The sequence below is a fragment of the Pseudomonas sp. ICMP 8385 genome (assembly GCF_002699915.1).
GTDB lineage: Bacteria > Pseudomonadota > Gammaproteobacteria > Pseudomonadales > Pseudomonadaceae > Aquipseudomonas > Aquipseudomonas gessardii.
Window position 1 is genome coordinate 17273 of sequence record NZ_LKBY01000013.1, and the last position, 23778, is coordinate 41050.

16 protein-coding genes and 1 tRNA gene are annotated in these 23778 nt (G+C 60.1%); 7 read left to right on the forward strand and 10 right to left on the reverse strand.

Annotated features, from left to right (window positions below; all coding sequences use genetic code 11):
• Window positions 1–18: 18 nt before the first annotated feature.
• Window positions 19–828, reverse strand: a complete 810-nt coding sequence (locus AO268_RS03860) for an AraC family transcriptional regulator (protein WP_099167942.1) — start codon at window positions 826–828, stop codon at window positions 19–21.
• A 154-nt stretch (window positions 829–982) separates the two neighbouring features.
• On the opposite strand from AO268_RS03860, the gene ddlA reads away from it, so the two are divergent.
• The gene (gene ddlA / locus AO268_RS03865; protein ID WP_099167943.1) at window positions 983–2077 is read left to right on the forward strand and encodes a D-alanine--D-alanine ligase; all 1095 of its coding nucleotides are present in this window, start codon (window positions 983–985) and stop codon (window positions 2075–2077) included.
• A 61-nt stretch (window positions 2078–2138) separates the two neighbouring features.
• On the opposite strand, the gene ggt is transcribed toward ddlA, so the two are convergent.
• Window positions 2139–3983, reverse strand: a complete 1845-nt coding sequence (ggt, locus tag AO268_RS03870) for a gamma-glutamyltransferase (protein WP_099167944.1) — start codon at window positions 3981–3983, stop codon at window positions 2139–2141.
• A 302-nt stretch (window positions 3984–4285) separates the two neighbouring features.
• Here ggt and AO268_RS03875 point away from each other — a divergent pair, with 302 nt between their 5' ends.
• Window positions 4286–6340 (forward strand): TonB-dependent receptor domain-containing protein, encoded by a 2055-nt coding sequence (locus tag AO268_RS03875; protein ID WP_099167945.1) that lies wholly within the window; start codon window positions 4286–4288, stop codon window positions 6338–6340.
• 114 nt (window positions 6341–6454) lie between these two features.
• On the opposite strand, the gene AO268_RS03880 is transcribed toward AO268_RS03875, so the two are convergent.
• The 5 genes from AO268_RS03880 to AO268_RS03900 form a co-directional block, all read right to left on the reverse strand.
• Window positions 6455–9601, reverse strand: coding sequence for an efflux RND transporter permease subunit (locus tag AO268_RS03880; protein WP_099167946.1), 3147 nt, complete (start codon window positions 9599–9601; stop codon window positions 6455–6457).
• The gene (locus AO268_RS03885; protein WP_099167947.1) at window positions 9598–11055 is read right to left on the reverse strand and encodes an efflux RND transporter periplasmic adaptor subunit; all 1458 of its coding nucleotides are present in this window, start codon (window positions 11053–11055) and stop codon (window positions 9598–9600) included. The genes AO268_RS03880 and AO268_RS03885 overlap by 4 nt, the downstream gene beginning before the upstream one ends.
• A complete protein-coding gene (locus AO268_RS03890) occupies window positions 11052–12308 on the reverse strand; it encodes a TolC family protein (protein WP_099167948.1) in 1257 nt (418 codons plus the stop codon). Before AO268_RS03890 ends, AO268_RS03885 begins: the two co-directional genes overlap by 4 nt.
• A gap of 99 nt (window positions 12309–12407) precedes the next feature.
• Window positions 12408–12749, reverse strand: coding sequence for a hypothetical protein (locus tag AO268_RS03895; RefSeq protein ID WP_076964088.1), 342 nt, complete (start codon window positions 12747–12749; stop codon window positions 12408–12410).
• Between the two features lie 169 nt (window positions 12750–12918).
• Window positions 12919–13866 carry a LysR family transcriptional regulator gene (locus AO268_RS03900; RefSeq protein ID WP_076964089.1) on the reverse strand — a complete coding sequence of 316 codons (948 nt, stop codon included), beginning with the start codon at window positions 13864–13866 and terminating at the stop codon, window positions 12919–12921.
• An 80-nt stretch (window positions 13867–13946) separates the two neighbouring features.
• On the opposite strand from AO268_RS03900, the gene AO268_RS03905 reads away from it, so the two are divergent.
• Together AO268_RS03905 and AO268_RS03910 are read left to right on the forward strand one after the other, a co-directional pair.
• Window positions 13947–15272 carry an MFS transporter gene (locus AO268_RS03905; RefSeq protein ID WP_257154337.1) on the forward strand — a complete coding sequence of 442 codons (1326 nt, stop codon included), beginning with the start codon at window positions 13947–13949 and terminating at the stop codon, window positions 15270–15272.
• A gap of 33 nt (window positions 15273–15305) precedes the next feature.
• Complete coding sequence (locus AO268_RS03910) at window positions 15306–16238, forward strand: carbon-nitrogen hydrolase family protein (protein WP_076964091.1); 933 nt, start codon at window positions 15306–15308, stop codon at window positions 16236–16238.
• 95 nt (window positions 16239–16333) lie between these two features.
• Here AO268_RS03910 and AO268_RS03915 read toward each other — a convergent pair whose 3' ends face one another.
• Window positions 16334–17488 carry a Fic family protein gene (locus tag AO268_RS03915; RefSeq protein WP_099167949.1) on the reverse strand — a complete coding sequence of 385 codons (1155 nt, stop codon included), beginning with the start codon at window positions 17486–17488 and terminating at the stop codon, window positions 16334–16336.
• Window positions 17489–17897: 409 nt separating this feature from the next.
• Window positions 17898–17974, reverse strand: a tRNA-Met gene (locus AO268_RS03920).
• A gap of 529 nt (window positions 17975–18503) precedes the next feature.
• On the opposite strand from AO268_RS03920, the gene AO268_RS03925 reads away from it, so the two are divergent.
• Window positions 18504–19721 carry an MFS transporter gene (locus tag AO268_RS03925; protein ID WP_076965156.1) on the forward strand — a complete coding sequence of 406 codons (1218 nt, stop codon included), beginning with the start codon at window positions 18504–18506 and terminating at the stop codon, window positions 19719–19721.
• A gap of 38 nt (window positions 19722–19759) precedes the next feature.
• On the opposite strand, the gene AO268_RS03930 is transcribed toward AO268_RS03925, so the two are convergent.
• On the reverse strand, window positions 19760–20311 hold the full coding sequence (locus AO268_RS03930; RefSeq protein WP_076965157.1) for an RNA polymerase sigma factor: 552 nt from the start codon (window positions 20309–20311) through the stop codon (window positions 19760–19762).
• A gap of 261 nt (window positions 20312–20572) precedes the next feature.
• Between AO268_RS03930 and sctW the strand changes: the two genes are divergently transcribed.
• Together sctW and sctV are read left to right on the forward strand one after the other, a co-directional pair.
• On the forward strand, window positions 20573–21664 hold the full coding sequence (gene sctW / locus AO268_RS03935; RefSeq protein ID WP_099167950.1) for a type III secretion system gatekeeper subunit SctW: 1092 nt from the start codon (window positions 20573–20575) through the stop codon (window positions 21662–21664).
• Window positions 21661–23757: a type III secretion system export apparatus subunit SctV gene (gene sctV, locus AO268_RS03940; RefSeq protein ID WP_076965159.1), complete on the forward strand. Its 2097-nt coding sequence runs from the start codon at window positions 21661–21663 to the stop codon at window positions 23755–23757. The genes sctW and sctV overlap by 4 nt, the downstream gene beginning before the upstream one ends.
• The last annotated feature ends 21 nt before the right edge of the window (window positions 23758–23778 follow it).

A 23778-nucleotide genomic window follows, 5' to 3' on the forward strand; every position in this document is an offset into this window, starting at 1 on the left:
ATCTCCAGTTTTTATTGGCTATCGGCCGAGCATCTTCACCCATCGCGACGGCGGGATGCCGAAGGTGCTGCGAAACTGCCGGGTCATGTGGCTCTGGTCGGTAAAGCCGGCGATCAGCGCCGCGTCCACCAGTGACTGGCCCTGGCCCAGCAGGTTGCGCACCAGGTCCAGGCGGCGCATGGTCAGGTAGCGATAGGGGCTGGTGCCGAACAACAGGCGAAAGTCCCGGGACAAGGCCCAGCGATCCCGCCCACAGTGCGCGGCCATTTCGTCCAGGGTGATGCTGCGCCCCAAGGCGCTGTGGATAAATTCCCGGGCGCGCTCGGCGGCCTGGTAATCGAAGGTCTTGCGGTTGACGCTGATGCCCGACGCATTGTTCAGGGCATGGGCCAGGTCGAACAACGCATCCTGTTCCTGCATTGGGTCCAGCGGGCAATCGAGCTGCTGCACAAAGGCCTGGCAGGCCCGGTGCAGCCACGGGTCGTTGGACAGCCCATTGTGGATAAAAGGCAAGGGCTTGCCGCCGAGAATCTGCTGGATCAGCGCCGGCTCCACATAAATCATCCGGTACTTGAAACCCTCGTCGCTACCGGCCCAGCCATCGTGCACTTCGTCGGGGTGGATCACCATGGTGGTGCCCGGCAGGCTGTGGGTCTGGCTGCCGCGATAATGAAAACTCTGCACGCCGAGCAGGGTGTGGCCGATGGCGTAGGTATCGTGGCGATGAGGGTCGAAGCCGAACCCGGAAAAATACGCCTCGATCCGCTCCAGGCCACTGGCATGGGGTGCCCGGTGCAGCCAGTCGATGTTTGCAGTGGGTTTGCCCATGGGATGTTTTTCAAAAAAGGTCGGATGGCGTTACGTTAACTGAGTCTGGGGCGGCTGTCTGCCAGGGTCTTGTACGATTGTGCGCGGCTGCAACGGTGGCAAATTGCTGAGCGCTCGTGGTAATAAGCCCTACATTTCCAATGTGAGGCAGGTTATGAGCAAGTTGCGGGTAGGTATTATTTTTGGTGGGCGTTCGGCCGAGCATGAAGTGTCTTTGCAGTCGGCGCGCAACATCGTCGACGCCCTCGACCGCACGCGCTTCGAGCCGGTGCTGATCGGCATCGACAAGGCCGGCCACTGGCACCTCAATGACACCTCCAACTTCCTGCTCAACCAGGAAAACCCGGCGCTGATCGCCCTCAACCAATCCAACCGCGAGCTGGCGGTGGTGCCGGGCAAGGCCAGCCAGCAACTGGTGGAAACTTCGGGCCAGGGCCTGCTGGAACACGTTGATGTGATCTTCCCCATTGTCCACGGCACCCTGGGCGAAGACGGTTGCCTGCAAGGGTTGCTGCGCATGGCCGATCTGCCGTTCGTGGGGGCCGACGTGCTGGGTTCGGCGGTGTGCATGGACAAGGACATCAGCAAGCGCCTGCTGCGCGATGCCGGTATCGCCGTGGCGCCCTTTATCACCCTTAATCGCGGCAACGCGGCACGCACAACCTTCGACCAGGCCCGGCAAAAGCTCGGTTTACCACTGTTCGTCAAGCCGGCCAACCAAGGCTCCTCAGTGGGCGTGAGCAAAGTGGCTGACGCAGCCGAGTACCTGGCCGCCATTGAACTGGCCCTGGGTTTCGATGAAAAAGTGCTGGTGGAATCGGCCGTCAAAGGCCGCGAAATCGAATGTGCGGTGCTGGGCAACGAACGCCCCATTGCCAGCGGTTGTGGCGAGATCGTGGTACGTGACGGCTTCTATTCCTACGACAGCAAGTACATCGACGACCAGGCCGCGCAAGTGCTGGTGCCGGCCGATATCAGCGTCGAGGCCAGCGAACGCATCCGTGCCCTGGCCGTGCAGGCCTTTGAAGTGCTGGGCTGCGCCGGGTTGGCACGGGTCGATGTGTTTCTGTGCGAGGACGGTGAAGTGCTGATCAACGAGGTCAACTCACTGCCCGGTTTCACCCGCATCAGCATGTACCCCAAGTTGTGGCAGGCGGCGGGGATGAGCTACAGCGAACTGGTCAGCCGCCTGATCGAACTGGCGCTGGAGCGCCATACGGCGCGCAAGGGTTTGAAGATCAGCCGCTAACCTTCAACCGCCATCGCCGGCTGGCCGGCGATGAGGCCTGTAAAGGCGATACAACCCTGGGTCAATCCCCCAACGCTTCCCCCTCACGCCGTGGATCCGCGCCGCCACTCCATGTCGCCTTGCCCTGGGCATCGTGCACTCGCACGATGGCCTGGGTGCCACTGGTCATGTCGATCTCGCTCAAGGTATGCCCTCGTTCTTTGAGCGCTGCCTTCAACGGCTCGCTGAACAGCCCTTGCTCCAGCTCGGTCGCGCCATTGCGGCTGCCGAAGTTGGGCAGGCTGATGGCGGCCTGCGGGTCGAGGTTCCAGTCGAGCATGCCCACCAGGGATTTGCTCACGTATTCGATGATCTGCGAGCCGCCGGGAGAGCCGACCGTGGCCAGTAGCTCGCCACTTTGGCGGTCGAAGACCAGGGTCGGCGCCATGGACGAGCGCGGGCGTTTGCCCGGCTCGATGCGGTTGGCCACCGGCTGGCCGTTTTCCTCGGGGATAAAGGAAAAGTCAGTCATCTGATTGTTCAGCAGGAAACCCTGGACCATCACGTGGGAACCGAATGCAGCTTCGATGGTGGTGGTCATCGACACCGCGCCGCCCTGGTCATCCACGGCCACCACTTGCGAGGTGGAAATACGCAGTGGCGAGCGATCCGGCGCGTAGGCCACCTGAACGCCCGCCGGTTGGCCGGGCCTGGCCACGCCCATGCTGCGTTCGCCAATCAATGCTGCACGGCTGGCCAGGTAGCCGGGGGCGACCAGGCCCGCGAGCGGCACCGGTACGAAGTCCGTATCAGCGAGGTATTGCGCACGGTCGGCGTAGGCCAGGCGGTCGGCCTCGGCAATCATATGCACCGCTTCGGGGGCTGGTTCCAGGCCGGCGGCTGTTGTCGTCTTCACGGGCTTGAGCGGCGCCAGGGCCCAGCGTGGGTCACGGGCTTCGAGGGCCTGCAAGGTGCCGAGGATCTGCGCAATGGCCACCCCGCCCGAAGAGGGCGGCGGCATGCCGCACACTTGCCAGCGCTTGTAGTCGGTACACAGCGGCGTGCGTTCCTTGGCGCGGTAGCCCTTGAGATCGTTCAGCGCAAGGCGGCCCGTGTTGTGATGGCCCTGGACCTTGCGGGCAATCTCCTCGGCGATCGGGCCGTGGTACAGCGCATCGGGCCCTTCTTTGGCGATACGTTTGAACACCGTGGCCAGCGCCGGGTTTTTCAACAGGGTGCCGGTGGCTTTCGGGCTGCCGTCGACGTTGAGGAAGTACGCCGCCATGTCCGGTGACTGGCTGATGTAGCGGTCGGCGGCGATCAGGCTGTGCAGGCGTGCCGAAATCGCAAAGCCTTGCTCGGACAGCTGGATCGCCGGTGCAAACAATTGTGCCCAGGGCAGGCGCCCGCTGTGTTCGTGGGCCATCTTCAGCGCGCGCAATACACCGGGGGTGGTGACCGACCGACCACCAATCTGCGCCTGGGCAAACGCCATCGGCGTGCCGTCGGCATTGAGCAGCATATCGGCCGTGGCGCCGGCCGGTGCGGTTTCACGGCCATCATAGGCCCGTACCTGCTTGCCATCCCACAGCATGATAAAGGCACCACCGCCGATCCCCGAGGATTGCGGCTCCACCAGCGTCAGCACCGCTTGCATGGCGATGGCCGCATCGATCGCCGAGCCGCCCTGGCGCAATATCTCCCTCCCGGCGGCGGCCGCCAGCGGGTTGGCCGCTGCCGCCATATGGCGTTCGGCGTGGCGTACGCTCATGTCCGTGCGATAGCCCGAACCCAGCTCCGGGGCGGGCGGCAAGTCGGGGGTGTTGGTGCTGTGGCAGGCGCCGAGGCCGAGGGCGGCGACGATCAGCGAAAGGCTGGTAAGGCGCTGGAGGCGGGGGATTAAAAGCACGCGCTGAACTCCGTTCATTTTGAGAATGATCTGTTGTCCCTGGGGGTATTGTTTTGCGGGTAGGTCGCACCTGGCAGATAGCTGCGGGGGAGAGGGCGGACACTAACAGCGGGGAGGCCGGAGCGTCAAAATCCCTCTCCCGACCTTGGCCATCGTGACCGATGCCCAATCGTGTGGGCAGAAATAAATCTATGTCAGATGTGTAGGTTTGTTGCGAGGTTTTTCATAAGTCTCTTTCTAAATGATAAGGATTCGTATTACAGTTTGTAGCCTTTAGTGCTCCATCATGGTGCGCATTGGCTCGACAAGGACTGTTTGCAATGAATAACCCCCCCTACCTTTTCAGCTCTCTTTTCCTGGCCGTTGGCATGCTGATCGCCGCCCCGGCGTTGCAGGCAGAAGAGATTGGCGAGGTCGATAAACATGCCGTTACCGAACTCGATACCTCGTTCGTCACCGCCACCGGTGGCGGCACGGACCTGCGTGATGCGCCGGCCAGTGTCAGCGTGATTACCCGCGAAGAAATCGAGCGCCAGCCGGTGTATGACCTCAATACCCTGCTGCGGCGTGTGCCCGGGGTTACCGGTGGCTTCGGCCCGGTGGGCGAGCAATCGAAAATCAAGCTGCGTGGCCTGGACGACAAGTACACCTTGATCCTGGTGGATGGCAAACGCCTCGGCGGTTCCGGAGATTTGAGCTATCGCCGCGACCTGGCGCGCCAGGACCTGAACTGGATCACCCCGAACATGATCGAGCGCATCGAGATTGTGCGCGGCCCCATGTCTTCGTTGTATGGCTCGGATGCCATGGGCGGGGTGATCAACATCATCACGCGCAAGGTGTCGAGCACCTGGAGCGGTTCGGCCAACGTCAACACCACGATTCCCGAAGATTCCGACCGTGGCCAGACCACCCAGACCAGCCTCAACCTGTCCGGGCCATTGACCGAATCCGTCGGCCTGCGCCTGGGTGCCAACCTGACCCGACGGGCTGCCGATGAGGTCACGGCACGCCTGGATAAGGAGGGCGAGTTCATGTACGGCGACGGCGCGGGCGGCGCCAAGGACCACAGCGTCAACGCGTTGCTCGACTGGAAAATCAATGATGAGCAGAGCCTGTCGTTCGAGGCCGTGCATGGCGTCGAGCGCTCCTGGTCGAGCAAAAAGACCTTTGGCGATTGGGGCGAAACCGTCGGTGCCGGCTTCGGGCCTGGCCGTTTGATTCGTGACAGCTACTCGGTGTCCCACAGCGGGGACTGGGGTTTCGGCACCTCGAAAGTCGACCTGTATCTCAACAAGTTCAAGAACGACATCGACTGGGGCAAGTCCAGCGCCGAAGAAAAAATCGCCGAAGGCAGCCTGAACATTCCGTTTGAGTTCCTGCTCAGCCAGCGCATGACCGTGGGCGGGCAGTGGAAGCGTGAAGAACTGACCAACAGTGACACCCTGGGCACGGTGCCCGTGGACTACCAAGGCGCCGCGGTTTCCGGTGCGTCGCTCAAGGGGGACTACTCGGCCGCGTTTATCGAAGATGAGGTGTACCTGCTCGACAACCTGGCCCTGACCCTGGGCAACCGTTTCGACCACAGTGCGGACTATGGCAACCACAACAGCCCGCGAGCGTACCTGGTCTACCATCCGCACCCGGACTGGACCGTGCGCGGTGGTGTGTCCAAGGGCTTCCGTGCACCGAGCCTGAAAGAGGGGAGCGCCGGTGCCGCCACCGAGTCCGCTGGTCGCGGTTGTGGCTCGTTGAAACCCCTGGGGTATGTCAGTGGCAGTTGCTGGATGGCCGGCAACCCGAACCTGTCGCCAGAGACCAGCGTCAACAAGGAAATGGGCGTGTCCTTCGACCGTGACGGTTGGGAGGCCAGCCTGACCTACTTCCACACCGACTTTGAAGACAAGATCGAATACGCCCCCCTAGGCCAATTCCAGGGCCGTTGGTGGACCATGCTGGAAAACGTCGAAAAAGCGCGGACCCGCGGCTGGGAAGGCTCGGTTCGCGTACCGCTGACTGACTCCCTGGACTGGCGCACCAACGCCACCTATATGCTGGAGAGCAAAAACCTGTCCACCGGCGAAGACCTGATCAGCGCGCCCAAGTTGTCTGCTTTCAGTGCGATCAACTGGCAGGCCACCGACACGCTCAACACCGAGCTTTCGGCGCAGCATGTCGGTAAACAGCGTGGGGTGGGTAATGACTTCGTCAAGTCATACACCACCTATGACCTGACGGCGAACCTGGCCGTAACCAAGTGGTTGACCTTGAATGGCGGCGTGCAGAATTTGCTGGATGAAGATGCGCGGGATGGTTCGACGACGTTCTATGTGCCGGGGCGTGCGTTTTTTGCCGGGGCTACGACTTACTTTTGAGGTGTCGCCATGCCCTGCGCGCACCGGCCTCCCACTGACTGAGCAGTCGCCAGGCATAAGAAAGCCCGCGCGAGGCGGGCTTTTTGAGGTGATTGCGGGTGCTCGCCGGAAACCTCAAGGGTGGATGGAGGGCCCGCGCCGCAGATGCCGGCGCCGCAGCAGGCGATAGGCCGCCGGGATCACAAACAGCGACAGTAACGGTGCGGTGATCATGCCGCCGACCATGGGGGCGGCAATGCGGCTCATCACTTCGCTGCCCGTACCGCTGCCCAACAGGATGGGTAACAGGCTGGCAATGATGACGGCAACGGTCATGGCCTTGGGGCGGACGCGCTGCACGGCGCCTTCACGAATCGCCGCAACCAGCCCGTGCTCAGTGCTGTCGCCGAGGCCTTCACGTTCGGCCCAGGCGTTTTTCAGGTACAGCAGCATAATCACGCCAAACTCAGCAGACACCCCGGCCAGGGCAATAAAACCGACGCCGGTGGCGACCGACAGGTTGAACCCCAACAGATAGAGGAACCAGGCGCCGCCCGTCAGGGCAAATGGCAGGGTGGCCATGATCAACAAGGCCTCATCGAATCGGGAGAACGTCAGGTAGAGCAACACGAAGATGATCAGCAGCGTGGCCGGCACCAGCAGTTTGAGTCGGGCGTTGGCCCGTTCGAGAAATTCAAACTGCCCCGAGTAACTCAAGCTCATGCCCGGTTGCAACTTGACCTGCTCATTGACGGTGCGGCGTAGATCGGCGACCACCGAAGCAATGTCCCGGTCACGCACATCGATATACACCCAGCCTGAAAGCCTCGCGTTTTCACTTTTGAGCATGGACGGGCCGTCGCTGACCTTGATCGTTGCCACGGTCCCCAGGGTGATCTGGCTGCCTGATGGGGTGTAGATCGGTAATTGCTCCAGGGCACCGAGCGAGTCGCGCCACTCCCGTGGGTAACGCACGTTGATCGGGAAACGTGCGAGACCTTCAATCGTCTCTCCGATATTCTCACCGCCAATCGCCCCGGCCACGATGGACTGTACATCGGCGATATTAAGCCCATAGCGGGCGGCGGCCGGGCGGTCGATGTCCACGTCGATATAGCGGCCACCCGTCAGCCGCTCGGCCAACGCGGAACTGACCCCCGGCACCTCTTTGGCCACCCGTTCCACAGCCTGGGTCACAGCATCAATCTGTGCCAGGTTGCTGCCGGCCACTTTCACGCCGATTGGGCTTTTGATCCCGGTGGCAAGCATATCGATGCGATTGCGGATCGGCGGTATCCAGATATTGGTCAGCCCGGGGACGCGCACCACTCGATCCAGTTCTTGAACCAGTTTTTCCGGGGTCATACCCGCACGCCATTGTTCGTGCGGCTTGAACTGGATCGTGGTCTCGAACATCTCCAGCGGCGCCGGGTCAGTGGCGGTTTCCGCGCGACCGGCTTTACCAAAGACATGTTCGACCTCTGGTACCGTTTTGATCAGGCGGTCGGTTTGTTGCAGGAGCTGCGCCGCTTTCTGCGCCGATAACCCTGGCAGGGCCGATGGCATATAGAGGAGGTCGCCCTCATCCAGCGGCGGAAGAAACTCGCCCCCCAAGCGCGATATCGGCCATAGCGCACTGACAAAAACCAAGAGCGCCACGAGTAGGGTGGCTTTGGGACGGCGCAGTACCGCATCCAGGGCCGGTTGGTAGAGCCTGATCAGCCAGCGGTTCAGCGGGTTCTGCTGTTCCGTGGGGATGGAGCCTCGAATCCAGTAGCCCATCAGCACCGGCACCAGGGTCACCGAAAGTCCGGCCGCCGCGGCCATGGCGTATGTCTTGGTGAAGGCCAGTGGGCCGAACAACCGACCTTCCTGCGCCTGCAGGGTGAAAACCGGAATGAATGACAGGGTGATGATCATCAGGCTGAAGAACAGGGCTGGGCCTACCTCGGCGGCGGCCTGTGTCATTACCTGCCAATGGCGTTCGCCCTTCAGTTCCTCTCCCGGGTTGGCGGCGTGCCAGGCCTCCATTTTCTTGTGGGCGTTCTCGATCATCACCACGGCGGCATCGACCATGGCACCGATGGCAATGGCAAGCCCGCCCAAGGACATGATGTTGGCGTTGATCCCTTGGTGACGCATGATGATGAAGGCAATCAACACACCGACGGGAAGCGAGACGATCGCCACCAGGGATGAGCGCAAGTGCCAGAGGAAGAGCCCGCAAACCAGGGCAATGACGATGAACTCTTCGAGCAGTTTGTAGCTGAGGTTTTCCACCGCACGGTCGATCAGCTTACTGCGGTCGTAGGTAGTGACGATTTCTACCCCCGCAGGCAGGCTGTTTTTCAGTTCGGCAAGCTTGGTCTTGACGGCCTCAATGGTCTGGCGAGCGTTCTTGCCGCTGCGCAGAATCACCACGCCGCCGACGGTCTCGCCTTCGCCGTCGAGTTCAGTGATGCCACGCCGCATTTCCGGCCCCAACTGGATCGTGGCGATATCGCCCAGGGTGACCGGCACGCCACCGGCTCCCAGCTTGAGTGGGATTGCACGGAAGTCATTCAGGGTTTTCAGGTAGCCGGAAGCGCGCACCATGAACTCGGTCTCGGCCATCTCCAGTACCGCCCCACCGGTTTCCTGGTTGGCCTTGCCGATCGCTGCGCTTACCTGCGCCTGGGTGATACCGAAGCTGGCCAGTTTCAACGGATCAAGCTGCACCTGGTACTGCTTGACCATGCCTCCCACCGTGGCCACTTCCGCAACGTTCGCCAGGGTTTTGAGCTCAAACTTCAGGAACCAGTCCTGCAAGGCGCGCAATTGCGCCAGGTCATGCTTACCGCTGCGGTCGACCAGGGCGTATTGGTAAATCCAGCCGACGCCGGTGGCATCCGGCCCCAACGCGGGCCTGGCATTGGCCGGCAAGCGGCTTTGAATCTGGCTCAGGTATTCCAGCACCCGCGAGCGGGCCCAGTACAGATCAGTGCCGTCTTCAAACAGCACATAGACAAAACTGTCGCCGAAGAAGGAATAACCGCGCACGGTCTTGGCGCCCGGCACGGAGAGCATGGTGGTGGCCAGTGGGTAGGTCACCTGGTTTTCGACGATTTGCGGCGCTTGCCCTGGATAAGGGGTGCGGATGATCACCTGCACATCCGACAGGTCCGGCAAGGCATCGATCGGCGTGTTTTGCACCGACCAGATCCCCCAGGCCGTGACAAAGAGTGTCGCAAGCAAGACCAGAAAACGGTGGGCGACGGACCAGCGAATCAGGGCGGCAATCATGGCTGGCTCCCCGCTTTATCCAGGCGCTCGACCCGTAGACCGTCATCGCTCTGGCCCAGCGCAATGCGCACCGGATCACCGGCTTTCAGGCCCTGCATCAGGGCCGGGCTGGCCAGTGGGAATGTCATGGTCATGCCGGGCATGCCCAGGGTCTTGAAGGGGCCGTGGGCGAGGGTGACTTCTGTGTCGTTGAAGCCAACGATCTGCCCATCCGCTTCATGCAAGCTGGGGGATGAGTCTGCCTCCATGCGGGCCACAATGCCCTTGAGACTGGCCTCCGAGTCGAGCAGGAACTGGCCAGACGTCACCACTTTCTGGCCCTCTTCCAGGCCTTTCAAGATCACGGTCTTGCCATCGCTTTCCTGCCCCAGTTGCACCACCACAGGACGGTAGCGCCCTGCGTCTTCGGCGAGCATCACCAGGGCGCGTTGGCCCGTGCGAATGACGGCCTCGCTCGGCACCCACAACACACTGCGCCCGGTCGAGTGGTTCAGGCGCACCTGTGCTGTCAAGCCCGGCCTGAGGCGCCCGTGCGCATTGGGCAGTTCCACCCGGACATTCAGGGTGCGGCTGTCGGCATTGGTCTCGGGCAAAATCGCGCTGACCTTGCCATTGAGCGTGGTTCCAGGGAAGGCCGGCAGGCGCGCCTCCACGGCCTGCCCGACGCTGATAGACCCGGCTTGGGCTTCTGGAACCGCCACCGCCAACCAGACACTGTCCAAGCCATTGACGCGTGCCAGGGTCTCGCCGGTCGCCAGGGTCATACCCGCACGGACATTCAGCGTTTGCAGCACACCCCCCATCGGGCTGGTGACCGTCAGGTAGGGCTGAACCTTGCCGCCACGCTCTACCTGCGCAATCAGTGCTGCCGGCATCCCGGTGAGTTGCAGGCGCTGACGGGCCGCCGCCAACAGGTCGGCATCCCCATTACGCTTCAGTGCCAGGAACTCTGTCTGGGCCGCTGCCCACTCGGGCACCAGGATATCCGCCAAGGGGGCGTTGGCTTTGAGCACATCGCCTGGAGCATGGGCGTAGACCCGTTCCACAAAGCCGGCGGTGCGCGCCTGAATCACCGCGACATCGCGTTCGTTGAACGCCAAGACACCGGTGACATCGAGGCTGGAGTCAAAGGCCCCACGGGTGACGGTTGCAAAACGCAGGCCCAGGTTCTGGGTCAGGCTCGGGTCGATACTGATGCTCGCGCGATCCGCCGCGCCGCTGGCGTACTGAGGGACCAGTTGCATGTCCATGAAGGGGGACTTGCCCGGCTTATCGAATTTTTGCTGCGGGTACATCGGGTCGTACCAATACAGGGCCTGGCGTTCATCCGGTGAAGTGAGGCGCTGTGCTGGCGCTGTGTCCATGCGTTGCTGAGCGAACCAGTAGCCCCCCGCAACCCCGAATGCCATCGAGATACCGACCAGCCAGGCTGCGTGCGATTTTTTAAGGTTCATTGGCTGGGCTCCCCATAAGCAAAATACAGACGGGCACTGGTCAGTGCGCGCTGCTCTTCCACGTCGATCTGTTTCAGGCGGGCGGTGATGAGTTCACGCCGGGCGGCCACCACGGCGTTTAAATCGCCGGTGCCGGCGCGATAACTGGCCATGCTCAGTTCGACCTTTTCCTGGGCCAGCGGCAACAGGCTTTCCTGGTTTCGGCGCACGGCACGACTCAGGCGCTCATAGTCAGCCAGTTCGTTCTCCAGTTGCTGGATATGCTCGCGTGACTGGGCTTCGCGCTCGGCCTCAAGCTGGTTGAGTTCAGCCTGTTTGGCCGCGATCTTGGGGTTTTGGCGCGAGTCTGGAAACAGCGGCAGGTCCCATGAAAACTGCACATTGACCATGTCGCCGAACTGCCGGTCACGATGTTGATAATCCAGTTCCCAGCTCCAGTCCGATTGCTTTTGCGCCTGGGCCTCGCTGATCTTGGCCTGTGCTTCACGGGTCATCGGTGCAAACGCGGCCAGCCTGGGGTGGTGTTGCAGCTTATGGGGGTAGCCGGAGGTATCGATGGGCCATTCAGGCAAGCGGCCCACCGGCGTGTCGTTGGCGGCGGCACCAATCCAGCGTTTGAGGGCCGCTCGGGCCTGCGCTCTCTGGAGCAGCAGATCGTCCTGCTGCTCTGCCAACAGAGCCGCTTCCTGTTTGGGGGTTACCGCGTCGGCGGGCTGGGCGCGGCCACCGGCAATCTGGGCGCGGACGGCCTCGCTCAGCAGGCGGTTTTCGGTGTAGAAGTCTTGGAAGAGCGCATTTTTACGTTCAACCGAGTAGCTGCTGATCCAGGCCAATGCCGTGGATTGCCGAACGTTCAGGCGCTCGATTTGCCGCTCGGCCGAGGCTCTTTCAACGGCGGCATCGGCGACCTCGATGCGGGCTTTGCGCTTGGCAAGGTTGGGCATTTCTTGCCTGATCCCGACCATTTGCGAGGTCATGAAGTCCTGGTTAAGGCTCCAGCGATTCGGCCCGCCAATGGGGTAGTTCTGCACACCCAGCAGGAGCTTGGGGTCAGGCAGTTCACCTGCCGGGATGGCTGCGCTAGTGGCAGCCTGGATTCTGGCGTCTTGTGCGGTCAGTGACGGCGCAGTGTTTTCAGCCAGGCGCAGCGCTTCATCGAGTGTCAATTGGGCAGCGAGGCTTGGCCAAGACAGTACGCTTGCGACCAGGCCGGCCACGAGCGACCAACCTATGCAATAGCACTTGGAGTTCATGTCTATGATTCCTGTGATCATCCACTGCGCGCGTCAAAAGACATGCACGCAGCTAGTCCACCCCGCTAATGCGGGATGAGGCTCAAGGTGGGGCAGGAATCAAGCGCGAGGCGGTCGCCATACCCCGGATGGGGTCTGCATGGGGAGGGAATCGCTGAAAAAGGACAATACTACGGGGTTGAACAGGGGCACAGGAGGCGTGAAGAGCAAGACTTGCAGCATGCTCCCCGCCTTGCATTCCTGGCCGGGCTTACAAGGTTTGCCGTGCTCGATGAAGCTTTTTGCATCGTTGCAGCAGTCTAGCCCCATGTCGTTCATCATCGTCATGCCCATGGTTTTCATGGGGCACGGTTCTGTTGATGCCGCAACGCCCGCCATCCCGCTGAGAGGAAGCGTCAAGCTGAGCATGAAGATGAGGCACAACCGCAGATAGCGTTTCATGGGCTGGAGTGTAGTCGCTGAAAAGGGTGCTACGGGATGCATATTCTCGACAGCCTGCCGAGCGTCCTGATGCAGACGATATCACCGCATCTGAATTAAGCCAGCATTATCACGGCAGCGGGCAGGCTTTTCGACGCGCACGGTTTTGCCTTAAACGGGCTGCCCTCTGCTAAACCGAGGTCAACGTTCCTCGCTGTAACTCCTGGGTCGTCTCCAGGATGAAATTGCGCAACCAGCGATTGTGCAGGTCGTCGTTGCGCTCTACGTCCCAGATCATGAACACGCGAAAAGCCGGTACGAAGATCGGCACCGGGCTGACGGTCAGGCGCGCGATCCTGGCGTAGGACAGCGCCGCAAACGTTGGCAGGGTGGCGATTACGTCGCTGTGAACCAGGGTGGCCAGCGCTCCTGAAAAGTGGGTAAAGGACGCCGAAACCCGGCGTGAGATCCCTTCGCTTTCCAGCAGATCATCCACAAAACCGCGCCGGCCATCAAAGGACACCCGTACATGCTCGTGCTTCAAGTATTCCTCACGGGTGAGCGGGCTTTGAATGTTCAGGCGCGGGCCGTCGTACAGGCATGAATAGGACGATGAGAACAAGACCTGGGAGGAGTAGTGAGAGGTGAACTCCTTGGGTTCGGAGCACAGCACCATATCGATATCCGGGTCGGCCAGGGCGGTTTTCCAGAGGGAGCTGTTGGTCTGGTGGAAGGCAAAGTTCACAGAAAGCCCCTTGGCGCGAGCTTCGTTGACCAGCCTGGGCGAGAGGTAGCTTTCAATGTCATCCGACAACGCAATGTTGAAGGTTCGGCTTGATGACTCGGCGGCAAACAGGGGTTGCCGGTCGATGATGGCGCTGACCGCCGTCAGCGCTTGCACGACCTTCGGCGCGATCTCCAAGGCGCGGCGCGTCGGGACCATGCCCGCGCCGGTACGGATAAACAAATCATCATGAAACTGCTCGCGCAACCGTTTGAGCGACGAGCTGACGGCACCCTGCGTCACGTGCAGCACCGCCGCCGTCCGGGTCACACTCCGCTCACTCATCAGGCACTGAAAGATGACCAGGAGGTTAAGGTCGATCCGGCTAATATTAGTAACTCTAATCATGGGCATCTTTCGTATTCGTTTGATTAATTTGCCTTGGGATTCTTAAGCTCAACTCAAGCCAATACAACAAAAATAGGATGCTCTGTATGGAAAAGATGATAGTGCAGCCACAAAGCGCTGATCAGACCGTTGCCCTTGGCGAGGGTGCTGAACTGCGCAAACGGGCGATTGCCGTGGGTATCGGTAATTTCATGGAGTGGTTCGACTTTGCCATTTATGGCTATTTCGCGGCCGTGATCGGACAAATTTTTTTCCCCTCCACAGCGCCAGGCGTTTCGCTGTTGTCGTCGCTGGCGGTGTTTGCCGTGGGGTTTCTTTCTCGGCCACTGGGGGCCGTCGTACTGGGGCCGATCGGTGACAAACTTGGCCGGCGTGCGGTATTGATCATCACGGTGTTCGGGATGGGGCTGACGACCACCTTGATTGGCTTGTTGCCAGGCTACGCCTCTATCGGGATCGCCGCTCCGGTCCTGCTCGTGGCGCTGCGCTTCTTGCAAGGGATGATGGTGGGGGGCGAATGGTCAAGCGCGGGCATCTACATCGTCGAAAGTGCGCCGGCCAATCGTCGGGCCTCGGCGGCCAGCGTGATTACCGCGACCGCGGGCGCGGCATTTCTCTTTGGCACCGCGATTGCGGCCGTCATCAACAGTTCGTTATCTAGCGAAGAAGTGATGCAGTGGGGTTGGCGCATTCCTTTCGTCGCCTCCATCCTGATGGCCGGCGTGGCCATGTATATCCGCCGCAAGCTAGGCGATACGCCGGTCTACGCCGAACTCGAACGCAAGCGTGCCAATAACACCCTGGAAACGGTATCTGCCCAGGTGAAGTGGCGGGCATTTGTGATTTCGTTTGCCTTCGCCGCCCTGTTCGGGGTTTCGCTGTACTACTTCATCACCTACGCCAATACCCACCTGACACAAACCGTTGGCCTTGGCAAACCGACGGCCCTGTGGCTGTGTAGCGCGGCGCTGGTGGTCTACACGCTGATCAACCCGATTGTTGGGCGCCTAAGCGATCGTTTCGGTCGCCGTCCCTTTGTGCTGACGGCGGCACTGGGGCTGACCGTGCTGGCTTATCCGGTGTTTTTGTTGATGAACACCGGCAATTACATCGCGATTCTGGCGGGGTTGTTGATCATGGCGGTGCTGGTGGCAATTACTGCCGTGATGGATGTGGTGTTGCTGGTCGAGGTGTTTCCTGCGTCCATCCGCTCCACCGGCGCGGCGGTTGGGCACAACGTGGCATTGGCGTTGCTGGCAGGCCCCGGTCCGTTTATTGCGGTGGCGTTGATCCAGGCCACCCACAACCCAAATATTCCGGCGATGTACCTGGCGGGTGTCTCGCTGGCCTGCTTCATCGTTCTGTGGTTCCTGCTGCCTGAGACCAAAGATCGGGACATCACTCGTGGCTAACCCCGCCACGTTCTATTGATACGAGGGAAACTCATGTTCAAAGCAGCCGTTGTTCAAGCATCGTCTATTCCGTTTGAGCCCTATTTGAGCGCCGAGAAAGCCGCCGGGCTCATTCGAGAGGCCGCCGAAAAGGGCGCCGCGTTGGTGGTGTTTCCCGAGGCGTTCTTGGGGGGATACCCTAAGGGCGCGGCCTTCGGCACCGTCGTCGGCAGTCGCAACGACACCGGTCGTGCGCACTTTCAGCGCTACATGGACGGCTCGATCACCCAGGACGGCCCGGAGTTGGCGCGCCTTGGCGAGGTGGTGAATGAAACCGGGGTGCATGTGGTGATGGGCATCATTGAGCGTGTAGGGCGAACGCTGTATTGCTCATCCGTGACATTGGCGCCTGGCAAAGGTATTGCCGGCTATCACCGCAAGCTCATGCCGACCGGGCAGGAACGGATCATCTGGGGGTTTGGCGATGGCTCCAGCATTGCCCCGGTGGACACGCCGCTCGGTCGAATCGGGACTGTGATCTGTTGGGAAAACTACATGCCCGCCTTGCGCCAGGCCATGTATGCACAAGGCACCGAGATCTACTGCACGCCCACTGCCGATGACCGCCCGACCTGGGCCTCCTCCATGGTACATATTGCCGTGGAAGGGCGGGTGCATGTGCTCTCGGCCTGCCAGGCAATCACCCTGGCCGAGTACCCGGCACACTACCGTGACGACTTTGCCCTGGAGGCTCAAGACAGCGACTACATCATGCACGGCGGCAGCATGATTGTAAGCCCGGCGGGTCAAGTGCTGGCGGGGCCGGTATTTGACCAGGAAACCATTCTCTACGCCGATATCGACCTGTCCGCGGGACTGGCCAGTAACCTCGACTTCGACGTGTGCGGCCACTATTCCCGCCCCGAAGTGTTTCAGCTCAAGGTCAACACTGCACCGATGCAGCCTGTGGTGTTTGACGCAAGCTAAGACGCAAGGCTGCGTATAGGGAGACAAGAAAGCCCGCACTAAGCGGGCTTCTTGAGGTGATTCATAGACGGCTGTAGGCCTCTTTAAACCGATGTTTATGGATTTTCCAGCGGCCCAGGTATGAACCCTTCGCCCCTGAGGGACTTAATGACACCTCGAATCAGATAGTTATTAGAAAAACCGATTGTGTACTGCCTCGCGCCTGCGTTTAGCGGTAAAAGCATCCCTTGGTCTACCAGTTTTTTGATCAGGTAAGTCCGTTGATTGCTCGACTGCCGAGGGAGTACGGAGGCTATATCTGCAGATTTTACGACCTTCAATTTTATTGCGGCCGACAGCACTGCCTCTTCCGTCCCCGTGATCCATTCTCTTTCCCTTGCGAAGGCCACAGCAGGGACAAGTATGCATTGGGTCAGATATGCGTAGTCGGTGAGGCGATCGACTTTCTCCAGCTCATCACGAATGCCTTCCAGCACGTATGTACACCACTCCTCTAGCCCTTCCTTTGTGCCTTTGTCGGCGGTGGCAAGCATTGCGTAATAGCGCTCACGGTCATTGCAGAAGACGGCCGTAGGATTGAGGACGCGGCCGCCTGCGTTGACGTTGAAACCATACTTTATCAGGAGAGCATAGGTCAGCAGTCTTACCACGCGGCCATTGCCATTGCCGAATGGATGTATCCATCCAAACCTATGGTGAGCGAGCGCAACCTTCATGAGGCCATATTTTGGAGAGTCTTCGTGATTCACGAATTCGACAAGTTCCTGCATGTAGGCTTGAACCTGGATGAAATCGGGAGGCAGATGATCAGACTGGGATATTCTGACATTCCCGCTGCGATAGGCTCCGGGTATTTTGTCGCCTTCACGAACCAGATCGTTTACGGTCATCGCGTGAAGCTCTCGAATCATCTGCTCTGTCAGCGCAGCGCCGGGCGTCATGATCTGCTCGATGTAATCCATTGCCTTTTCAATATTGGCAACCTCGCGCAGTTGGTCCGTGTCCTGAGCCTTACCATCTACCTTGCTATCGATGTAGTCCGCCAAAGTAGTGTGATTGCCTTCTATACGTGCAGAACCGAGGCTTTCCAGCGCATGGAAAAGCGATTTGAGCTGGTAGAACACCGGTGGTGGCGTATCGCCTTCAAGCCTTAGGCGACGTAGGTGCTCCAGTTCACTCAGTACATCGACTAGGTCCGAGTCAAAGGAAGGATTGAGAAGCTCAAGATCGTGATGGGTAAACGTAGGCATATAGAAAAGTATCTCAAGCCAGCCAAAAGATTATCTTGAAAAAAGCCAGGGAAGCCACCGTAATTAAAGGTGTTTGCTTAGCAGGCGCTAAAAATTATCTTGAATTCAGTCTTGAGGCAACTCAAAAGTGAGTAATGAATAAGTGACAAATCTTGGTAGTTAGCGGGGGTTCCATGGCTAGGACGCGCTATCGGTAGGCCCGCCAATGCGGTATTGGAAAGGGGGCGGCGTTTTATCTCGGATCGCTTCATTTAGGCTTGTGTCCCCTCGGATCAATTATTTTTCGAGGAGACACAGAGAGAGGGTATAGGGGGATACAAGCAGAGACAGCCAGAAACAAGAAAGCCCGCACGAGGCGGGCTTCTTGAGGTGATTCATAGACTGCTGTAGACATCTATGGATCGGTACTTGGTGGCTACACAGGGACTTGAACCCCGGACCCCAGCATTATGAATGCTATGCTCTAACCAACTGAGCTATGTAGCCAAGTGGCGCGCATTATTCGCGTAGAACGGGAATGCGTCAAGCGCTTTTTTGAAAATTTATCTACGCTATCAACTGTTTAAGGAAAACGCCGGGTGAAGCGACCCGTGGCTGGGGGGTTGCGCTGGTCTTAAGCCTAAGCCGATCAAAGGGTGGGAGCGGGCTTATGTGGGGGGCTTGCCCGCGATGGCTGAGTATCAGTCGATACATTAGTTGGCTGATCCACCGTGATCGCGAGCAAGCCCACATTTGATTTGGGGTGTTCTAGCGTCCGCGTACGGGGGCAGGCAGGTGTTGTAGAACAGGGCGTCTTCAACGCTGCCACCGCCCCCACCAGGCACAAGGCGAAGGATGCTCTAGGAAAGGTCCCTCAAGTTAAAGGGATTCATCTTGCTGGCCCTTTACAAACCGTGACCGCTGCATCGATTCACCTACTCGTTAGCCTGCTAACGGGATAGCCTTCCTGCCCACAAAAATGGCACATTGTCGCACCTGCACCTGTGCATCCATCTGCTGTACGGAAACGTTCCTCATGGCTCTTACCAATTCCCAGCCTTCAGTGGCTACGACGCCGGCCGCGGCGCAATCCAGCCCGTTGGTCATGCGTATCATCGGCGCCGTGGCACTGGCGCACTTGATCAATGACTTGATCCAGGCGGTATTGCCGTCGATCTATCCCATGCTCAAGCAAAGTTATGGCCTGACCTTTACCCAGGTCGGCCTGATTACCCTGACGTTCCAGCTCACGGCCTCGTTGCTCCAGCCGTGGGTGGGGTATTACACCGATCGCCATCCCAAGCCGTTCCTGTTGCCCTGTGGGATGATCTGTACGCTGGTGGGGATTTTGATGATGTCCCAGGTCGGCAGTTTCCCGCTGATCCTGCTGGCGGCGGCGTTGATCGGCATTGGCTCCTCGACCTTCCACCCGGAAGCCTCCCGCGTGGCGCGCCTGGCCTCGGGTGGGCGCTATGGCCTGGCGCAATCGACGTTCCAGGTGGGCGGTAACGTTGGTTCCGCGTTTGGCCCGTTGCTGGCGGCGGCGATCATTATTCCGTTTGGCCAGGGCAATGTGGCCTGGTTTGGCCTGTTCGCGGTGTTTGCCCTGGGGGTGCTGTATGCGATCAGCCGTTGGTACCGCAACCATCTGAACCTGTTCAAGCTCAAGCAGGGCCAGGCCGCCACCCATGGCCTGTCGAAAAACCGCGTGCTCGGCGCGCTGGTGGTGCTGGGGCTGTTGGTGTTTTCCAAATACTTCTACATGGCCAGCTTCACCAGTTACTTCACCTTTTACCTGATCGAGAAGTTCGACCTGTCGGTGGCCAGTTCCCAGTTGCACCTGTTCCTGTTCCTCGGTGCGGTGGCGGCGGGCACGTTCTTTGGTGGGCCGATTGGCGACAAGATCGGCCGCAAGGCGGTGATCTGGTTTTCGATCCTCGGTGTGGCGCCGTTCACCTTGCTGTTGCCCCATGTGGACCTGTTCTGGACCAGCGTACTCAGTGTGGTGATCGGTTTTATCCTGGCCTCGGCGTTCTCGGCGATTGTGGTGTACGCGCAGGAGCTGGTGCCGGGCAACGTAGGAATGATCGCCGGAGTGTTCTTTGGCCTGATGTTCGGGTTTGGCGGGATTGGCGCGGCGTTACTGGGCTACCTGGCAGATATCCACGGCATCGAGTACGTGTACACGCTGTGCTCGTTCCTGCCGCTGCTCGGGGTGCTGGCGATTCTGTTGCCGCGTTCGAAAAAAGCCTGAAGCCGGGAGGTGCGCCCTATCCCTGGGCGATCCCTCTCCTACTGGAACGGGTGAGATTTTGTCGCACGTTTCAACTGCTCCCGTGCCCGCGACAGGCGGGAGCGGACGGTGCCAATCGGGATCTCCAGGGCATTGGCGGTGTCCTGGTAGCTGCCGTCGGTTTCCAGTGAGGCATACAAGGTGTTGCGCATTTCCAGGGGCAGGTGCTGGATTGCATTGAGGGTGTTTTCCAGCCGGCGATTGATCTCGAATTGGCGGGCCAGGTCCTGCTCTTCGTTCTGCCCGTGGGACAGCGATTCATCGAACTCGCAATGCACCGGCTTGGCATAGATACGGCGAAAGTGATTGCGGATCAAATTCAGCGCGATCCCGCACATCCAGGTGCTCAGTGACGCCTGTGCGCTGAAGTGATGCCGGTTGCGCCAGGCCTCCAGGTACGTCAGTTGCACGATATCGTCCGCATCCTCCGGGTTCAGTACGCGCTTATGAATGAACCTGCGCAGGCGTTTGTGGTGGTCGTCGGACAGATCCTGGATGGATTGGCCAGGGTCTCGGGGAAGATTTACTAAAACACTGATAGGGATATCCATGATTTTTCCTCAGGGTATAAGCAGTCGAAATGGTTTCGACGAGAACCCTGTTAGCACCGCTTGTGCCAAGCGCGGAAAGTCTCTATCTAATTGATAAATTTAAGGAAATATCTTGTTTTAGGTGTTTTTTTTGCAAGGCCTTGCACAAAGCACCGTGGGTTTGTGCCGGTATTTTCATCGCTCGTGCCAAGCGGATGAAGATGGAACTGTATCGGGCGTTCCAGCCACACAAGGATACGAATCTCTTGTCCTGGCACTCCCATGAAAGTCGATCCCAACCTCGATGTGCAAAATCACCCACCGCTGAGTCAATCCGCACCTGTACGGATAGAGGGTGGGCAACCTCCACAGGTCAATACGCCGGCCGTTGACGATCTCAGTACGCTGTTCGCGCAAGAGGTCGAGTTCCACGGCAAGGCGTTGGGGCAGCGCCAATTGGGCTTGCGCCCCATGCCCGCCGAGCAGTTGACCCAGCTCTATGAGCAACTGGGGCATCCGGCCCAGGCGAAAATGGCGACCGTCGCCCGTAATATCCGCACCCAGTTGCTGCTTGGCGCCAGCGTCGGCAAGGTGATGGATATCTCCGGCAACGATCCGGCGCGGGCCTATGTGGTGCTCAAGCACGTGGCGCTTCAGGCGGATACCGAGGGGCGTACCACAGAGGCTAATCTGGCACGCCGCTCCCTGGCTGACCTGGAGGCTGACTACAAGCCGCAGATCCAGGCGGGCCTGAATACCGCGATGGCGTTGCAGGCGGGCAGTGATGACCCGCAGATGCGCCAGGCTGTGCGCAGCATGTATTACACCAGCGTGGTCGAGACCCAATCGCTGGCGAACCTGATGAGTTCGCTGTTGGGGCTGTACGGTGAAGACCGCTTCGAGTCCGGGTTGAGGCTGATCAGAGGGGCCTTGGCCGCTGATGCTGGCGCGGAGAACTCGTCGGTCGACCGGAGCAAGTTGCGATCCTTGCTGCGGAGCCTCGAAGACTGTAACCGATTGAGTGGCGTGCTCGCGAGCTGCAAGACGCTGATCGGGCAGGCCCTTCTGTTGCATCCCGAACTGCACCTGGATCCGGTGGGGTTGTTGCAGCGCATGCTGGGGTATGCAGCCAGCGGTCTGACGCCCAACGAAATCAGGCACCTGGCCCGGGACCTGGGGGGCAATGACCAGGCTCATCAGTTGAGTTTCCTCAGCACCTTTTTCCCGGAGATCAAGGCGCTGCCCATGGCCTGGTGGTGTGATGCAAGGCGCCGCGAAGAGGCCGTGAACAGCTACAAGCAGGTGCTGTATGAATACGCCATGCAGGAGCGAGGCGCGCGGCATACCCACACTTGGCCGGAATTGAAGGCATGAATGCTTTACGGGCAATCAATGCGATGTTGTTGAAGGTTGCACAACGCGCCGAGGTACTGGGCGCGGTGGTGGTCATGGCCATTGTGTTTATCTTTATCGTGCCGTTGCCCACCTGGCTGGTGGATATCCTGATTGCGGTCAATATCTGTATTTCGTGCTTGCTGATCGTGTTGGCGTTGTACTTGCCGGGGCCGCTGGCCTTTTCCTCGTTTCCGTCGATCCTGCTGCTGACCACCATGTTTCGCCTGGCGTTGTCGATTGCCACCACGCGCCTGATCCTGCTGGAGCAGGATGCCGGTGACATTGTCGAGGCGTTCGGCAACTTTGTGGTGGGCGGCAACCTGGCGGTGGGGTTGGTGATTTTCATGATCCTGACCCTGGTCAACTTCCTGGTGATCACCAAGGGTTCGGAACGGGTCGCGGAAGTGGCGGCGCGCTTTAGCCTGGATGCAATGCCCGGCAAGCAGATGTCCATTGACAGCGACCTGCGCGCCGGCCTGATCGATGGCAACCAGGCCCGGGACAAGCGTGAGCAACTGTCGCGCGAGAGCCAGTTGTTCGGGGCCATGGACGGGGCCATGAAGTTCGTCAAGGGGGATGCCATCGCCGGGCTGATCATTGTGGTGATCAACTTGCTGGGCGGTTTTGCCACCGGCATGTTCCAGCATGGCATGAGCGCCGCCGACTCCATGGCGCTGTACTCGGTACTGACCATCGGTGACGGCCTGATCGCGCAGATCCCGGCCCTGCTGATCTCGCTGACAGCCGGCATGATCATCACCCGTGTGGCGCCGTCCGGGCGCAACAAAGGCAGCAACAACATGGGCGCCGAGATTGCCCGGCAGATGACCAGCGAGCCCAAGAGCTGGATGATCGCCTCGGTGGGCATGCTCACCTTCGCCACGCTGCCGGGGATGCCCACGGTGGTGTTTATCCTTATTTCGTTGATGACCGGCAGCCTCGGTTATTACCTGACGCGCCGGCGCCAGCGCGAGGAACAGTCGCAGGAACCGGTTACCGATAGCGTCCCACCAGAGCAGAACGGGGTGGAGGACTTGCGTGGTTTTGATCCCTCACGGCCGTACCTGTTGCAGTTTCCGCTGGCCCTGCAGGAGAGCCCGCTGGTTGCGCAAGTGATCCACGGGGTGCGCCAGAGCCGCAATAGCCTGGTCACCCAGATCGGCTTGACGCTACCGCCGTTTGAGGTCGAGTACGCGCCTGCGTTGGCCGACGATGAGTTTCGTTTCTGTGTCCATGAGGTGCCCACGTTGAAGGCGACGCTGGGGCACTGGGTGGGCGTGGAGCTTGCGGCATTGGCCAGCGAGCCTGAAAGCGGGACCCGGGGCCTGGTCGAACGCGACGAACAGGACTGGATGTGGTTTGCCCCCGATGACCCGGTGCTGGCGGACGAACACCTGGCGCGTTCGACGGCGTACAGCTTGCTTCAGGAGCGCATGACGCGGGCGATGCTGCTCAGCGGCCCGCAGTTCCTCGGGATCCAGGAAAGCAAGGCGATTCTCAGTTGGCTGGAGTTCAACCAGCCGGAGTTGGTGCAGGAGCTGCAGCGGATCATGCCGCTGTCGCGTTTTTCGTCGGTATTGCAACGCCTGGCCGGTGAGGGCGTACCGCTACGGGCTGTGCGCCTGATTGTCGAGGCGTTGATCGAACACGGTCAGCATGAGCGTGAACCGGATGCCCTGGCCGACTATGCGCGCATAGCCCTCAAGTCGCAGATCCTGCACCAGTACAGCGAAGCCGACGGCCTGCATGCCTGGCTGCTGTCACCTCACACCGAAAACGTGTTGCGCGATGCCCTGCGCCAGACCCAGACGGGGGTGTTCTTTTCCCTGGATCACGAAAGCAGTGCAGCGTTGGTCAGCCTGCTCAAGCAAGCCTTTGCTGTGCGGCCCAAGAGCAAGAGTGTGCTGCTGGTGGCGCAGGATTTGCGCAGCCCCTTGCGCACCCTGTTGCTGGAGGAGTTCAACCATGTGCCGGTCCTGTCGTTTGCCGAGCTCAGTGCTTCGTCCAAGGTCAAGGTGCTGGGGCGCTTTGATCTGGCTCGGGACGATCTGATGCGCGAGGAGGTGGCATGAGGACGTCGAAGGCTGTTGTCA